12 protein-coding genes are annotated in these 15,848 nt (G+C 70.5%); 3 read left to right on the top strand and 9 right to left on the bottom strand.

The features are described 5' to 3' along the window. Positions 1 to 216 precede the first annotated feature (216 nt). Positions 217 to 1,980 carry a 2-isopropylmalate synthase gene (gene leuA / locus AC507J_RS07920; protein ID WP_496288414.1) on the top strand — a complete coding sequence of 588 codons (1,764 nt, stop codon included), beginning with the start codon at positions 217 to 219 and terminating at the stop codon, positions 1,978 to 1,980. 441 nt (positions 1,981 to 2,421) lie between these two features. On the opposite strand, the gene AC507J_RS07915 is transcribed toward leuA, so the two are convergent. Further along, complete coding sequence (locus tag AC507J_RS07915) at positions 2,422 to 3,867, bottom strand: MFS transporter (protein ID WP_496288413.1); 1,446 nt, start codon at positions 3,865 to 3,867, stop codon at positions 2,422 to 2,424. Between the two features lie 108 nt (positions 3,868 to 3,975). Between AC507J_RS07915 and AC507J_RS07910 the strand changes: the two genes are divergently transcribed. Together AC507J_RS07910 and AC507J_RS07905 are read left to right on the top strand one after the other, a co-directional pair. Beyond that, the gene (locus AC507J_RS07910) at positions 3,976 to 4,638 is read left to right on the top strand and encodes an HNH endonuclease family protein (RefSeq protein ID WP_496288412.1); all 663 of its coding nucleotides are present in this window, start codon (positions 3,976 to 3,978) and stop codon (positions 4,636 to 4,638) included. After that, on the top strand, positions 4,620 to 5,093 hold the full coding sequence (locus AC507J_RS07905; RefSeq protein ID WP_496288411.1) for a hypothetical protein: 474 nt from the start codon (positions 4,620 to 4,622) through the stop codon (positions 5,091 to 5,093). The genes AC507J_RS07910 and AC507J_RS07905 overlap by 19 nt, the downstream gene beginning before the upstream one ends. Before the next feature lie 107 nt (positions 5,094 to 5,200). Here AC507J_RS07905 and AC507J_RS07900 read toward each other — a convergent pair whose 3' ends face one another. The 8 genes from AC507J_RS07900 to AC507J_RS07865 all read right to left on the bottom strand — a co-directional run bounded on the left by AC507J_RS07900 (position 5,201) and on the right by AC507J_RS07865 (position 15,707). Then, positions 5,201 to 6,304, bottom strand: a complete 1,104-nt coding sequence (locus AC507J_RS07900) for an ABC transporter ATP-binding protein (protein ID WP_496288410.1) — start codon at positions 6,302 to 6,304, stop codon at positions 5,201 to 5,203. Further along, positions 6,301 to 7,416 (bottom strand): ABC transporter ATP-binding protein, encoded by a 1,116-nt coding sequence (locus tag AC507J_RS07895; protein ID WP_496288409.1) that lies wholly within the window; start codon positions 7,414 to 7,416, stop codon positions 6,301 to 6,303. Before AC507J_RS07895 ends, AC507J_RS07900 begins: the two co-directional genes overlap by 4 nt. Positions 7,417 to 7,483: 67 nt before the next feature. Continuing rightward, on the bottom strand, positions 7,484 to 8,452 hold the full coding sequence (locus AC507J_RS07890; RefSeq protein WP_496288408.1) for an ABC transporter permease: 969 nt from the start codon (positions 8,450 to 8,452) through the stop codon (positions 7,484 to 7,486). Then, a complete protein-coding gene (locus AC507J_RS07885) occupies positions 8,449 to 9,453 on the bottom strand; it encodes an ABC transporter permease (RefSeq protein ID WP_496288407.1) in 1,005 nt (334 codons plus the stop codon). Before AC507J_RS07885 ends, AC507J_RS07890 begins: the two co-directional genes overlap by 4 nt. A gap of 77 nt (positions 9,454 to 9,530) precedes the next feature. Continuing rightward, positions 9,531 to 11,195 carry an ABC transporter substrate-binding protein gene (locus AC507J_RS07880; RefSeq protein WP_496288406.1) on the bottom strand — a complete coding sequence of 555 codons (1,665 nt, stop codon included), beginning with the start codon at positions 11,193 to 11,195 and terminating at the stop codon, positions 9,531 to 9,533. A 376-nt stretch (positions 11,196 to 11,571) separates the two neighbouring features. Further along, entirely contained in the window at positions 11,572 to 12,165 is a 594-nt protein-coding gene (gene recR / locus AC507J_RS07875) for a recombination mediator RecR (protein WP_496288405.1), read from the bottom strand. A gap of 8 nt (positions 12,166 to 12,173) precedes the next feature. Beyond that, a complete protein-coding gene (locus AC507J_RS07870; RefSeq protein ID WP_496288542.1) occupies positions 12,174 to 12,482 on the bottom strand; it encodes a YbaB/EbfC family nucleoid-associated protein in 309 nt (102 codons plus the stop codon). A gap of 255 nt (positions 12,483 to 12,737) precedes the next feature. Continuing rightward, positions 12,738 to 15,707 carry a DNA polymerase III subunit gamma and tau gene (locus AC507J_RS07865; RefSeq protein ID WP_496288404.1) on the bottom strand — a complete coding sequence of 990 codons (2,970 nt, stop codon included), beginning with the start codon at positions 15,705 to 15,707 and terminating at the stop codon, positions 12,738 to 12,740. Between the last annotated feature and the right edge of the window lie 141 nt (positions 15,708 to 15,848).

The raw sequence follows: 15,848 nt of genomic DNA, 5'->3' as shown, positions 1-15,848 counted from the left end.
GAGTCCGGACCCGGCTTCCCAGATCCCGCCCCATCACGTAGGGTCACCCTGTCATGTGGCAGGCGCACCTTCTCCTTGGTCGCCGCGACGAGGCCTGACGGCCGGCACCTCGTCGCGGAGTTGAACCGCGCCGCCAGCACTGTCCCGGATCTTTCCGCTCGGCATCCGCTGCCGACATCCACTGCTGACGCCACATGACCACAGGAGAACTCCGCCATGGCTCACCCAGCCGGCACCACCGACGTCGAGTCCGATCCCATCGCCCGGCAGCGTCCCAGCCAGATGCCGTTCCGCCGGTACCAGCCGTACCAGCAGCAGTTCCGGATCGACCTGCCGGACCGCACCTGGCCCACCCGCCACGTGACGGCTGCGCCGCGCTGGTGCGCGGTCGACCTGCGCGACGGCAACCAGGCGCTTATCGACCCGATGTCGCCGGAGCGTAAGCGCCGGATGTTCCAGCTCCTGGTCCAGATGGGCTACAAGGAGATCGAGGTCGGCTTCCCGTCGGCCAGCCAGACCGACTTCGACTTCGTCCGGCAGCTGATCGAGCAGGATCTGATCCCCGAGGACGTCACGATCCAGGTGCTGACCCAGTGCCGGGAACACCTGATCGACCGGACCTTCGAGTCGCTGCGCGGGGCACGCCGGGCAATCGTGCACTTCTACAACTCCACCTCGACGCTCCAGCGCCGGGTGGTGTTCGGGCTGGACCGCGACGGCATCACCGACATCGCCACCAGCGGGGCCCGGCTCTGCCAGAAGTACGCCGAGATCCACACCCCGGACACCGAGATCCTCTACGAGTACTCGCCCGAGTCCTACACCGGCACCGAGCTGGAGTACGCGCTGGAGGTCTGCTCGAAGGTCATCGAGGTGATCGACCCGACGCCGGGCCGCAAGCTGATCATCAACCTGCCGGCCACCGTCGAGATGGCCATGCCGAACGTGTACGCCGACTCGATCGAGTGGATGCACCGGCAGCTGCCCCGCCGGGACAGCCTGGTGCTCAGCCTGCACCCGCACAACGACCGGGGCACCGGGGTGGCCGCCGCCGAACTGGGGCTGCTGGCCGGCGCGGACCGGATCGAAGGCTGCCTCTTCGGCAACGGCGAGCGCACCGGCAACGTCGACCTGGTCACCCTGGGCCTGAACCTCTTCTCCCAGGGCATCGACCCGATGATCGACTTCTCCGACATCGACGAGATCAAGCGGGCCGTGGAGTACTGCAACCAGCTGCCCGTGCACGAGCGGCACCCGTACGCCGGCGACCTGGTCTACACCGCCTTCTCCGGCTCCCACCAGGACGCCATCAACAAGGGCTTCACCGCGCTCGCCGCCGACGCGGCAGCGGCCGGCGTACCGGTCGAGGAGTTCGCCTGGGCGGTGCCCTACCTGCCGATCGACCCGAAGGACCTGGGCCGCAGCTACGAGGCGGTGATCCGGGTCAACTCGCAGTCCGGCAAGGGCGGCGTCGCGTACATCATGAAGACCGAGCACCAGCTCGACCTGCCGCGCCGGCTCCAGATCGAGTTCTCCGGCGTGGTGCAGCAGGTCACCGACCACGACGGTGGCGAGGTCGACCCGGCCACCATGTGGCACATCTTCGCCCGCCACTACCTGCTCGACCACCAGACCGACCCGACGACCACCCTGGCCGACTACACCATCGGCACCGCCGACGGGAAGGTGGAGATCACCGCACAGGTCGGTGTGGCCGGCGAACAGCACACCGTCACCGCCATCGGCAACGGTCCCATCGATGCCTACGTCAACGCGCTCGCCTCGGCCGGGGTGACGGTACGCGTGCTCGACTACCACGAGCACGCGCTCTCCTCCGGCGGCGACGCCCAGGCCGCCGCGTACGTCGAGTGCCAGGTCGGCGACCGTACGGTCTGGGGTGTCGGCGTGGACGCCAACATCGTCACCGCCTCCATCAAGGCGGTCACCAGCGCCGTCAACCGCACCGCAGCAACAGCGTAGGTCTTGCGGGTAAGGAAGGGCCCCCTTTTAACGCCTCGTGCATAGCAGGGGCCCCTTATTAACAGACGCCTGTTAATAAGGGGCCCCTCCTTCGCCGCACGCTCAGCGATGCCTCAGGTGCCCAGCCGGCAGTCAGCGCGCGACGCTGCCCATCAGTCCCTCAAGGTCGTGTTCGCGCGAACCGTTCGGCCAGCCCTACGGCTGGGCCGTCGAACACAGCGGAGAGATCCAGGCCTGCCAGCGGGCGTACGGCTCGCCATCCCGGCGTTCCTCACCATCGTGCGGATCGCGCCCAACTCCCGTTCGTCCGCCGGGGGCAACAGGAAGACGACGCCGGGGCCGGCGCTCAACCGCCCGTCCATTGATGTCGATGTGCAGGTCAAGCGCAATGGCGTGGACGAGCTGATCACCGAGTTTGGTGCAGTCAACCGATCAACCGGGTCAGTCCGCCGGCGGACGGGCGGGACGGTGCACGAGCAGGGCGGCGGTCACCGCACCCACGAGCAGCAGCCCGGCGCACCAGAGCAGGGCACCCCGGTACGCGCTGGTCAGCTCGGCGCGTTGCTCGTACCCGGTGCCGGAGAGCCCGACCAGCAGCGGTAGGGCGGCCACCGCCAGCAGACCACCGACCCGGGAGGCGGCGTTGTTGAAGCCGCTCGCCACCCCGGCGAAACGGTCGGCGACGGCGGCCAGGACGGAGGCGGTCAGCGGCGCCACCACCATGGTCAGTCCGGCGCCGAAGAGTGCCACGCCGGGCAACACCTGGCTCCAGTACGACGCACCCGGCCCGACCGTGCGCAGCATCAGCAGACCGGCGGCGGCCAGCACCGGCCCCACGGTCAGCAGCAGCCGTGGCCCGATCTTCGCCGAGAGTGCCCCGGCACCGGGCGAGCCGACCAGCAGCAGCACGGTCATCGGCAGCAGGGCCAGCCCGGTGCGGAAGGCCGACCAGCCGACCACGTTCTGGAGATAGACGGCGAAGAAGAAGGTGAACCCGCCGAGCGCGGCGTAGACCAGCACGGTGAAGATGTTCAGCACCGAGAACAACCGGCTGCCGAAGAGTTCGGTGGGCAGCATCGCGGTCTCGCCACGGCGCCGCTCCACCAGCACGAACACCACCGCGGCGAGCACCGCCACCACGGCCGACAACACCACCGGCAGCGAGTACAGGCCCCGACCGGGCGCGTCGACCAGGGCGTACGTGACACCGGCCAGGGCGAGCGCGCCGAGCAACGCACCGGCCACGTCGAAGCGGCGCGGCCCTCGGCCGGCCGCCCGGGTACGGCTGGCGCTCTCGTCCCGGCTCTCCGGCACCCAGCGGACGGTGGCCAGCAGCACCAGCCCAGCCAGCGGCACGTTCAGGAAGAAGATCCAGCGCCAGGAGAGCGCGTCGATCAGCCAGCCTCCGACGAACGGGCCGAGCGCGGTGGAGACGCCGGAGAGGCCCGACCAGGCCCCGATCGCCTTGGCCCGGTCATCGGGATGGAAGGTGGATTGCAGCAGGGACAGCGAGCCCGGGGTGAGCAGGGCCCCGCCGGCGCCCTGGAGGAAGCGCGCCGCCACCAACCAGTCGGTACGCAGGGCCAGCCCGCAGAGCACCGAGGCGATCGTGAACCAGACCACTCCGATCAGGAAGATCCGCCGCCGCCCGAAGCGGTCGCCGAGCGCCCCGCCGAGCAGCACGAACGCCGCGAGCGTGAGCAGGTACCCGTTGACCGTCCACTGTAGCCCTGCAACGGAGGCACCGAGGTCGGCACCGAGCCGGGGCAGCGCCACGTTGACCACGGTGCTGTCCAGGAACACCATGCCGGAGGCGAGTACGGCGGCGGCCAGGGTGCCCCGACCGGCGGCGGTTCCCAGCCGGACTGCGGAGGCTGTTTCGGACATGGCTTCCAATCTGCCGTGCAGCATGTGCCAGACACCGCGAAACGCCGAAACCGCGTCCGGGTACTGTGCGGGATCGCCGCAAGCCCGCAAGCTGGAGAGGTGTCGTCTGTGCGTACCAGATTAGGACCTCGCGCCCTGGGGGCGCTCGCGCTCGTCGCGGCGCTCACCCTCGGCGCGGCCGGATGTGTCCCCTTGGAGGAGGAGCCGCAGGAGCTGCCGAGCAGCGACGGTGGCTCCATCACCCAGATGCTCTCCCAGCTCACCGTGGCCGAGGCCGGCGCGATGCGCGGCTACAGTCGCAGCCGGTTCCCGCACTGGCGCAAGACCGGCCAGAACTGTGATGTGCGGGACACCGTCCTGGAGCGCGACGGCAAGGACATCAAGCACTCCGGCTGCAACGTGGTGGGCGGCCGGTGGGAAAGCGTCTACGACGGACGCAGCTTCACCGATCCGTCCAGTGTGGATATCGATCACATGGTTCCGCTCGCCAACGCTTGGCGCTCCGGTGCTGACGAGTGGGACGACTCGAAGCGCGGCGACTTCGCCAACGACCTGGATCGGCCGCAGCTCTTCGCGGTTTCCGCCTCCTCCAATCGGGCAAAGGGTGACCAGGATCCGTCCCAGTGGAAACCACCAAACCGGTCATACTGGTGCCAGTATGCCGGCGACTGGGTGGCGGTGAAGCATCACTGGCAGCTGACGGTGACCAGTGCCGAGAAGGCCACGCTGACCGAAATGTTGGAGGGCTGCACATGGGAGAGCAAGCCGTAACCGGCTCCGGCGACGCCCCGGCGCCCGAGACGCCGGATGCCGGCGCAGCGGATGCCACAGCGGACGGCGCAGCGGACGGCGCAGCGTCGGCCGGCAGCCCACCAGCCGGCCCGGCCACGGCCGGAATGACCGCGGACGGCGCCGCCGCTGGCGAGGTGGAGGTCCCGGGCGCCGGGATGACGGCCGACGCCGGGGGCGCCACCGGGCCGCAGAGCCGGACCACCGACATCGTGCCGGGGCCGGGCGGCGTGATGACCGACGAGGTCGGGGTGGTCACCGGCGAACTGACGCTGCGCACCGAGTTCGCCGATGGCCAGGTCACCCTCCGCGTGCAGTACAAGGACGCCGACGAGTGGTACGCGGTCACCGGCGGCACCGCGCCGCTGAACGACGCCGCCGGGTTGGACGCGGTGCACAGCATCGCCGTCGGCCTGCTGAACCGTCCCGAGGGCTGAGCGCGTCCCTGCGCCGAAGGTGCGCGGGGGCGCTCAGCCCTGTACCGGCCTGCACGTGTTAAAAGGGGGCCCTTCCTCTACCGCAGGCGTTAATAGGGTGCCCTTCCTTACACGAAGGAGCCGGGTTCGCTGGGGGCGGAGACAACGCCGGGCTCCTCGCCCTCGCCCTGCGGGCGGACGATCTCCACCTGCACCTTGTGCGGGCGCAGTTCGCCACTGGCGATCTGCTCGGCGAAGTGGCAGGCGACCCGGCTCTCGCCGACCTCGCGCAGCGCCGGACGCTCGTCGGCGCAGCGCGTCGGCTGCGTCCACGGGCACCGGGTGTGGAAGCGGCAGCCGGACGGCGGGTTGGCCGGCGAGGGCAGGTCCCCGGCGAGCAGGATGCGCTCCCGCCGGTCCTCCACGTCCGGGTCCGGCACCGGCACCGCCGACATCAGCGCCCGGGTGTACGGGTGCAGCGGTTCGGTGTAGAGCCGGTCGCTCGGTGCCTCCTCGACCAGACCACCCAGGTACATCACGCCGACGGTGTCGGAGATGTGCCGGACCACCGCCAGATCGTGCGCGATCACCAGGTAGGTCAGGCCGAGGTTCTCCTGGAGTTCGTCGAGCAGATTGATCACCTGGGCCTGGATCGACACGTCCAGGGCGGAGACCGGCTCGTCGGCGACGATCAGATCCGGCCCGAGCACCAGCGCGCGGGCGATGCCGATGCGCTGCCGCTGGCCGCCGGAGAACTCGTGCGGATAGCGGGAGAGTGCCCAGCGGGGCAGGCCGACCTTGTCCAGCGTCTCGGCGATGATCTTCCGGCGTTCGTCCCGGTTGCCGCCGATGCCGTGCGTGTGCAGACCCTCGGTCAGGATCGACTCGACGTTCTGCCGCGGATCGAGGCTGGACATCGGATCCTGGAAGATCATCTGCATCCGCCTGCGCATCTCGCGCAGCCTGCCGGCCGGCAGCGTGGTCAGCTCGACGCCGTCGAAGCTCACCTCACCGGTGGTGGGCGGGGTGAGTTGGAGCAGCGCCCGCCCGAACGTGGACTTACCGCAGCCCGACTCGCCCACCAGGCCGTACGTCTGGCCGCGCGGGATCTTCAGGTCCACGCCGTCGACCGCCTTGACGTGGCCGACCGTACGGTCGAACAGCACGCCCCGCTTGATCGGGAAGTGCACCTTCAGGTCGCGTACCTCGACGAGGACGTCGTTCTCGGTCACGGCGTCTCCTCCTCGCTGGGAGCGGGGGCCAGGCCCGGCACGGCTGGCGGATCGTCGGGGACCGCCTGCGCGGGCACCGTGCCCGGCTCGGCCCGTCCCGTCACCGCCCCACGGACCTCCTCGCCGGACCGCATCCCGGGCACGGGGGCCGGGTTGACGCAGCGGTAGCTGCGGCCGTCGTGGGCGAGCACCAGGGGCGGCGGCTCACCCACGCAGGCGTCCACCCGGCGGGTGCAGCGCGGCGCGAAGGCACAGCCGTCCGGCCAGGGCAGCAGGTCCCGCACCGAACCGGGAATGGGGGTGAGCGGCTCACCCCGCCCGGTGTCCAGGCGGGGCACCGAGCCCAGCAACCCGACGGTGTACGGGTGCCTCGGCTCGCGGAACAGCGGACGCCGCCGCGCGGTCTCCACCACCCGGCCGCCGTACAGCACGTTGATCGAGTCACACATCCCGGCCACCACGCCCAGGTCGTGCGTGATCATCACGAGCGCGGTGCCGGAGTCCCGGACCAGGTCCTTCAACAGTTCCAGGATCTGCGCCTGGATGGTGACGTCAAGCGCCGTGGTCGGTTCGTCGGCGATCAGGAGCCGGGGCTGGCAGGCCACCGCCATGGCGATCAGGGCGCGCTGGCGCATCCCGCCGGAGAGCTGGTGCGGGTACTCCTTGAGCCGGCGCTTCGGGTCGGGTATGCCGACCCGGTCGAGCAGTCGGGCCGCCTCCTTCGCCGCCGCGTCGCCCTTCATGCCCCGGTGCCGGGTCAGCACCTCGGTCACCTGGAGGCCGATCGGGACGACCGGGTTGAGCGACGACAGCGGGTCCTGGAAGATCATCGCGACGTCCCGGCCCCGGATGTCCCGCCGCGACCGGTCGTCGAGTTGGAGCAGGTCAGTGCCGTCGAAGACCGCCTTGCCGGCGACCCGCAGGCCGGGCTGCTTCGGCAGCAGGCCCATGATGGCAAGCGAGGTCACCGACTTGCCGCAGCCGGACTCGCCGACCAGGCCGACCACCTCACCGGCATCCACCGAGAACGAGACCCCGTCGACCGCGCGCACGGTGCGCTGGCCACGCCGGGCGAAGGTGACGGAGAGGTCTTCCACTTCGAGCAGCGCCATTATCGACCCTCCGTTCGCGACTGCTGGGCTCGCAAGCTCACTCCTCGCGCTTCACACATGTGAGTGCCTACTTCCGCAGCTTCGGGTCGAGGGCCTCGCGCATCGCCTCGCCGAGCAGCGTGAAGCCGAGCGCGGTGATGATGATCGCGACCGCCGGGTAGATGGCCAGCGCGGGCCGGATACCGAGCCACGGCTGCGCGTCGGCCAACATCACCCCCCACTCGGGTACGGCCGAGTCGGGGTTGCCGAGACCGAGGTACGACAGCGCGGCGGCCTCGATGATCGCGGTGGCCAGCGTCAGCGTGGCCTGCACGATGACCGGGGCGAGCGAGTTCGGCAGCACGTGGGCCAGCGCGATCTTCGACTTGCGTACCCCGAGCGAGGTGGCCGCCAGCACGTAGTCGCTGTTGGACTGGGCGATCATCGAGCCGCGCAGCAGCCGGGCGAAGACCGGCACCGAGACCATCCCGACCGCGATCATCACGGTGATCAGGCTCGGCCCGAGCAGCGCGGCGATGCTGACCGCGAGCAGCAGGCTCGGCATCGCCAGCAGCATGTCGATGAACCGCATCAGGGTGGTGTCCACCCAGCGGCCCCACCGGCCACCGAGGCCGGCGGCGGCACCCGCGACGCCACCGATCAACGCGCCGACGGCCAGCCCGATCAGGGTGGCCACCACGCCGACCAGCAGGGTCTGCCGGGCTCCGACGATCATCCGGCTGAAGACGTCCCGGCCCTGGTGGTCGTAGCCGAGCCAGTGCTCGGCGGAGTGCCCGGGGATCAGGCCCTGCCCCACCCGGACCACACCCTCGCGGATGCCCATGGTGTCCGTCGGCCCGTACGGCACGAGGAACGGTCCGACGATGGCGACAAGTACGAAGATGGCGAGGATGACCGCGCCGACGATGGCGGCGGGGTTGCGCCGGAGCCGGCGGAAGGCGTCCTGCCAGAGGCTGACGCCGCGCTCATCCTCGCGGGCGGCGAGTTCGGCGAGACGGTCGATCTTCTCGCGCTTCTTCCCGCTGATGATCGTCATCGGACCCTCACCCTCGGGTCGATCAGGCTGTAGGAGAGGTCCACTATCAGGTTCACCAGCACGTAGACCACCGCAATGATCATGATGAAGCCCATCAGGACCGGGTAGTCGCGCTGGCTGATGGAGTCGGCGAGGAAGGCGCCGATGCCGCTGAACGCGAAGACGGTCTCGGTGAGCACCGCGCCGGAGAGCAGGCCGCCGGTGAGCAGGCCGATCGAGGTCGCCACCGGGAGCATCGCGTTACGCAGCACGTGCCGGCGGCGAACCACGTTCTCGGTCAGGCCCTTGGCCTCGGCGGTCCGGACGAAGTCCTCGTTGAGCACCTCCAGCACGCTGGCCCGGGTGATCCGGACGATGATCGCCAACGGGATGCTGGCCAGCGCCAGACCGGGCAGTACGAGATGCCAGAGGGCGTCGGCGGCGGCGTCCCACTCCCGGGTCATCAGTCCGTCGAGGACGAAGAAGTTGGTGATCCGGGTGGCGCCGATGGTCGGGTCCTGCCGGCCACTGGACGGGAACCAGCCCAGGTTCTCCGAGAAGATCGCCTTGAGGATGTACGCCAGGAAGAAGACCGGGATGCAGATGCCAATCAGCGAACCACCTACCGAGAGGTGATCGAGTAGCCGGCCCCGACGGCGGGCGGCGAGGTAGCCCAGCGGGATGCCGATGCCGATCGCGATCACCATCGCGGTGACCGTCAGCTCGACGGTGCCGGGGAAACGCTGGAGGAACTCGGTGGTCACCTCGCGCTTGGTCGAGATCGAGGTGCCCAGGTCGAGCCGGATCATCCGCCGGACGAACCGGCCGTACTGGACCAGGATCGGCTCGTCGAGGCCGAGATTCTGGCGGATCGCGGCCCGCATCTCGGGCGTACCCCGCTCGCCGAGGATCGCGGTCTCGGGGCCGCCGGGCAGCCGGCGCAGCCAGATGAACAACAGGATGGAGAGCCCGAACAGCGTGGGTATCAACTGGAGCAGGCGTCTGACGATGAACCGGATCACGGCGGCCTCGAGGGTGTGCAGGGGATCGCGGGCGGGCGCTGTGGGTAACAGCGCCCGCCCGCGGTCGGTGCGTCAGATCAGGACTTGAACTCGGCGGTCGAGAACCGCTCGTCGGTGAGCGGGCTCGCCTTGACCCCGGTCACGTCCTTGCCGAACACGATGGCCGGCGGCGAGTGCGAGATCGGCACACCGGGCAGGAAGTTCATGATGTCGGCGTTCAGCTCCTTGTAGAGCGCCGCCCGGGCCGCCTGGTCCGGGGTGGAGTCCGCCTTCTTGAACTTCTCGAACAGGGCGGGGTTGTTGAAGCCCCACTCGTCCTTCTGCCGGTCGAAGAACGTACCGATGAAGTTGTAGCCGTCGCCGTAGTCGCCGGTCCACCCGAGGAAGTGCAGGTCGTGCTTGTTGCCGGAGGTGGTGGCGTTCAGGTAGTCCGGGCTCCACTTCAGCGGGATCGCCTCGATCTTGATGCCGGCCGCCTGGAGGTCCGCCGAGACCAGCTCGAAGAGGTCCTTCGGGTTCGGCATGTACGGCCGGGTGACCTCGGTCGGGTAGTGGAACCGCAGGGTCAGGTTCGAAGCACCCGCCTCGGCCAGCAGCGCCTTGGCCTTCTCGACGTCGTACTCGTACTTGGTGACGTCGCCGTTCCAGCCCTCGACGGTGTCCGGGAAGAAGTTCACCGCGACCTGGGCGCCCGGGGGCAGCTTCGAGTCGACAAGGGCCTGGCGGTTGATCGCGTGGGCCAGCGCCTGCCGGACCTTCAGGTCCGCCAGCTTCGGGTTCCCCTTCTGGTTGATCGCCAGGTAGAGGATGTTGAAGGCCGGGCGGGTCAGGACGTTGAAGCCCTCGCTCTTGAGCGGCTCGACGTCGGCCGGACCGACCAGGTCGTAGCCCTGGATGCCGCCGGAGCTCAGCTCCTGCTTGCGGGCGTTCTCGTCCGAGATGGTCTTGAAGATCAGAGTCTTCAGCTTGGCCTTGTCGCCCCAGTAGTCCTCGTTCCGCTCCAGGGTCAGCGACTTGTTGGCGACGTCCCAGGACTTGAACTTGAACGGACCGGTACCGGTCGGGTGCTCGGTCGCGTACACGGGGTACTTGATGTCGTCCGCGCTACCGCTGACGTTGCTGGCGTCGTACTCCTGGAGCGCCTTGGGGCTGTGGATGGAGAACGACGGCAGCATCAGCGCGGCCGGGATCTTGCTGGAGACCCGGGTGAAGGTCAGCGCGACCGTGGTGGGGTCGGTGGCGGCGCAGGACTTGAAGAGGCTCTCCGGCAGGGTGTCGCTCTCGTTGGCGGCGAAGCCGCCCATGACGTCCTGCCAGTACGCGGTCACGTCCGGGCTCTGCATGAGGCCCTTGGCGTTGTACCAGCGGTCGAAGTTGGCGCAGACGGCCTCGGCGTTGAAGTCGGTGCCGTCGTGGAACTTCACGCCGGAACGCAGCTTGAACGTCCAGGTCGTACCGGCGGCGTCCGGCTCCCAGGACTCGGCGAGGCCGGGGCTGACCGTGGTGCCACCCTCCTCGGGGCGGACCAGCGTCTCGAACACCTGACGAGCCACCCGCAGCGACTCACCGTCACTGGCGAAGCTCGGGTCGAGCACCTTCGGGTCAGAAGCGACACCGAAGACGAGAGTCTCCTTCTTGTTACCGCCGGAACCTTCTTCGCGGTCGCTCTCGGCACAGCCTGCTACCGCGAGGGCCGCGGCCGCCACGGCCGCGATAGCGACCTTCGGCCTGGATGCACGCATGGGTGCTTCACCTCGTCCTAGGGGGTACGGACAACGTGGTGACAGGGTCACCGATGGCGGTGACCTTAGCTCCCGTTAGGACCAGCCGGAAACGGTACACAAACCTCTTGGTACCGGATCGTGTCCTAACCGACCGGGCCACGTAACACGAGCAGCCGGGTCGTAGGACAAAAGGGACCAACAGCCCCTACCAATCGATATCATTCTGTTACATCCATCGACCCGATCGCGACGCACGCGTCATACCCACCGACCCTCGGTGAGCCGGGCCTTGATGCCGGCGCCGCCGTCGCGGACCCGGCACAGCAGCGGGCTGCGGGCACACCAACGCCCGCGTGCGGCGGGCACACCAACGCTCAGCGCCGGTACCCGTCCGCTACACGGCGCGGCGGCCCTCGAAGGCCCGTCCCAGGGTGATCTCGTCGGCGTACTCCAGGTCGCCCCCGACCGGCAACCCGCTGGCCAACCGGGTCACGGCGATGCCCATCGGCTTCACCATCAACGCGAGGTAGGTGGCGGTCGCCTCGCCCTCGGTGTTCGGATCGGTGGCCAGGATCAGCTCGCGGACCGCGCCACCGCCGAGGCGCACCAGCAGCTCCCGGATGCGGAGATTGTCCGGCCCGATGCCCTCCAGCGGGTTGATCGCCCCGCCGAGCACGTGGTATCGCCCGCGGAACTCACCCGTCCGCTCGATAGCGATAACGTCCTTCGGCTCCTCGACCACGCAGAGCACCTCTTCGGTACGGCGCGGGTCGCGGCAGATCCGGCACTGGTCGGACTCGGCGACGTTGTAACAGCTGGTGCAGAACCGCACCAGCTCCTTGACCTTGCGCAGCGCACCGGCCAACCGGTTCACGTCGGCCGGGTCGGCGGAGAGCACGTGGAAGGCGATCCGCTGGGCGCTCTTCGGACCCACCCCCGGCAGCCGACCCAGCTCGTCGATCAGGTCCTGGATGGCACCCTCGTACATCTGTGGACTCAGAACCCGGGCAGGCCGAGGCCGCCCATCCCACCCGCGACCGGGCCCATCTTCTGCTCGGTCAGCTCGCGAGCCGCCTCGGTGGCGTTGTGCAGGGCCGCGATGACCAGGTCCTCCAGGGTCTCCACGTCGTCCGGGTCGACAGCCTTCGGATCGATCTTGATGCCCTTGACGTCGCCGGCACCGGAGACGGTCACGGTGACCAGTCCGCCACCGGCGGTGCCGGTCACCTCGGCCTCGGCCAACTCGGCCTGCGCCTTGGCGATCTGCTGCTGCATCTTCTGCGCCTGCTTCAGCATCTGCTGCATGTTCGGCTGTCCACCAGGCCGCACGGAGGGCTCCTTTGCTCAGCTACACAACCCCGCCACCCTAACTCCCCCACCCCTCCCACCCCACCACCCCGCCCCCGCGCCGCTCCATCCCGCCCCCGCGCCGCTCCACCCCGCCGATCTTGCACTTCCGGTCGCCGATCCGCCCAAGATGCGGCATTTACCCCGACGAAAAGTGCAAGATCGGCGCGACGGAGGGTGGGGGGTGGGGGGTGGGGGGTGGGGGGTGGGGGGTCAGGGTTCGTTGATTTTTTCGGTGGTGGCGAAGGCTTCGCGGAGGAGGCGTACCGCCTGCTCCTCGCTCGACTCGCGGGCGGTCTTCTCGTCGATGACGTCGTCCAGCGGCTCGTCGCCCGGGTCGAAGCCCTCGTAGGCCGGCGTGGCCACCGGTGCCGCACCGCCGGAGCGTCCCGCACCGCCGCGCACCGGGCCGTCGAAGTCCGGATCGTACGGCGGCTCGCCGGCGAATTCGGAGTCGGCCGTCCGGCGGGCTGCCTGACCGGTACGCGCACCCCGACCGGCCGCCGCCGCCCGGGCAGCCGCGATTGCACTGCTCACCGGCGCGCCAGCGCTGCGACCGTTGCCACCCGCGACACTTCCGTTACCGCCAGCGGCACCACTCGGCCCGCCCGCGCTGCCGCCGTTACCGCTCATGCCGCCGCGGTGGCCGCCTGCGCTGCCGCCGTTGCCGTTTGTCGTCACGCCCGGTCGTGGCGTGGCGGATGTCGCCGACGCGCCGAACGGCGGACCGCCGGCCGTGGCCCCGGAATCCGGCGCAGTTCCGGTCCGCTGGCCGCCCGCCCCGGCGGGTGTGGCGGCCGACGCCGGCGAGGTGCCGGAAGATGCCGCAGTGCCGGAACCCGCCGAGGTTCCGGGCGAGGCGTGGGGGCCGGACGCTGCCGGGGAGCTGCCCGGGTGCGGCGCCGCCGACGAACCACCACCGACGTCACCGGACGCGTCGGGGCCACCGGGTCGAGCCGGTTCCGGCCAGGCCTCGCCATCCTCGGCCGACCCCGCACCGCCGGGCCGGGCCGGTTCCGGCCAGGCCTCGCCATCCTCGGCCGACGCCGAACCACCGGGCCGGGCCGGTTCCGGCCAGCCCTCGTCGTCCTCGGCCGACGCCGAACCACCGGACGCCGCCGCGGCAGCGGCTCCGCCCGCCTGCCGGTCCGCTCCGGAGGGGCCGTCTGGCTGTCGGGTCGCGCCGGACCGGGCACCATTCGTCGCGGTCGACGCCGGGCGGGACGACGCCGGGCCGGGTCCTCCCCCGGCGCGGGAAACGCCGGACGGCGTACCGCCACGCTCGCCGGCCACCTCGCACCGGATCTGCCAGCGCTCGCCCAACTCCTCGTAGAGCGAGTCGATCAGCAGGTCGGGTTCGTTCGAGAGGGCCTGTGCGTGGAACGGGTAGCGGAAGGTCAACACCAACGTCTGGCCGTCGACCTCGCGCACCGTGGCCTCGCGGGCCCAGGCGGCGACCTTCTTGCTCTTGCGGCCGACCTTGCCGACCACCTCGGGCCAGATCCGGCGTACCGCGACGGCGTCGAGCGCACCGGGTTTCGCCGCGCCCGGCCGGGGCGGCTCCGGAGTGGCCGGATCGGGCATGACCGCCGACGGCGGCACCGGGCGGCGCGCGGCCGGCGCTCCACTCGGGCCACCTGCCGGCGTCCCGGCCAGGCCAGCTGCCGGCACGCCGCTCGGGGCATCCGCCGGCGCGCCGACCGCGCCCTGACCAGCACCGTTGGCAGTCACCCCGGACTGGGCGGCAGGGCTGACCGTAGCCGCGCCTTGGGCGGCAGGGCTGGCCGCAGCCGTGCCTCGGGCGGCAGGGCTGGCCGCAGCCGTGCCTCGGGCTGCGGCGCTCGCGGCGGCGGCACGCGCGGCAGCCGCCCCGGACTGGGCACCGGGAGCCGCCGGCCCGCCGGCGGTCGTAGCCGGACTCGCGGCGGCAGCCGCGGCCGGGGCGGGAGGCTGGGTGCGTACGGCCGGGGCGGTGGTGTGCGGTGCGGAGTCGGCGGCGGCCGGCGGCGCGTCGGTGCCGGCGAGGGTGAGCCGGCGTTCCATCCGTTCGAGGCGCTGGAGCAGGCCGCCGGTGGAGTCGCCGACGCCGGGCAGCAGCATCCGGGCGCAGATCAGCTCAAGCAGCAGCCGGGGCGCGGTGGTGCCGCGCATCTCCACCAGGCCGTCGTGCACGATGTCGGCACAGCGGGAGAGCGTGCCCGGGCCGAGCCGTTCGGCCTGGCCGGTCATCCGCTCGATCTGATCGGCCGGCCCGTCGATCAGACCCTTGGTCACGGCGTCCGGGACCTGCTGGAGCACGATCAGGTCGCGCAGGCGCTCCAGCAGGTCGGAGGCGAACCGGCGGGGGTCGTGCCCGGCCTCGGCCACCCGGTCGACGGTGGCGTACGCGGCAGCACCGTCCCCGGCGGCCAGCGCGTCGCACATCTCGTCGATAAGCGCCGCGTCGGTGACGCCGAGCAGCGCGGCGGCCCGGGCGTAGGTGACGCCGTCCGGGCCGGCACCGGCGATAAGCTGGTCGAGTACGGAGAGGCTGTCCCGGGCGCTGCCGCCACCGGCACGTACGACGAGCGGGAACACCGCCGGCTCGACCTGCACGCCTTCGGCCTGGGTGAGCTGCTCGAGATAGGGCCGGAGCACCTTCGGCGGGATCAGCCGGAACGGGTAGTGGTGGGTCCGCGACTTGATGGTGCCGAGGACCTTCTCCGGCTCGGTGGTGGCGAAGATGAACTTGACGTACTCCGGCGGCTCCTCGACCAGCTTGAGCAGGGCGTTGAAGCCGGCCGACGAGACCATGTGCGCCTCGTCGATGACGTAGATCTTGAAACGGCTGTTGGCCGGCGCGAAGAACGCCTTCTCGCGCAGCTCACGGGCGTCGTCCACACCACCGTGGCTGGCCGCGTCGATCTCGATGACGTCGATCGAGCCGGCCCCGTCGCCGCTCAGCGAGCGGCACGAGTCACAGGTGCCGCAGGGCTCCGGGGTGGGCCCGTGCTCGCAGTTGAGCGAGCGGGCCAGGATGCGGGCGCTTGAGGTCTTGCCGCAGCCACGCGGCCCGGAGAAGAGGTACGCGTGGTTGAGCCGCCCGCTACGCAGCGCCTGCGACAACGGCTCGGTGACGTGCTCCTGCCCGATGACCTCGGCGAAGGTACGCGGCCGGTACTTGCGGTAGAGCGCCAGTGCCACGGCGTCCCGCCTCCTCTCGACCGCGCCATTCTCGCCCGGTCAGGCTGGACCTGACCACCCACCCCGCTGGCGAGATGTAAGGAAGGGCACCTTATTAACGCCTCCGGTAGAGGAAGGGCCCCTTGTTAACACCTCCGCCGA

Source organism: Micromonospora sp. PRAS1 (genome assembly GCF_059553435.1).
The sequence above is the reverse complement of the archived record's forward strand: the minus strand, read 5'-3'. Positions and strand labels throughout refer to the sequence as shown.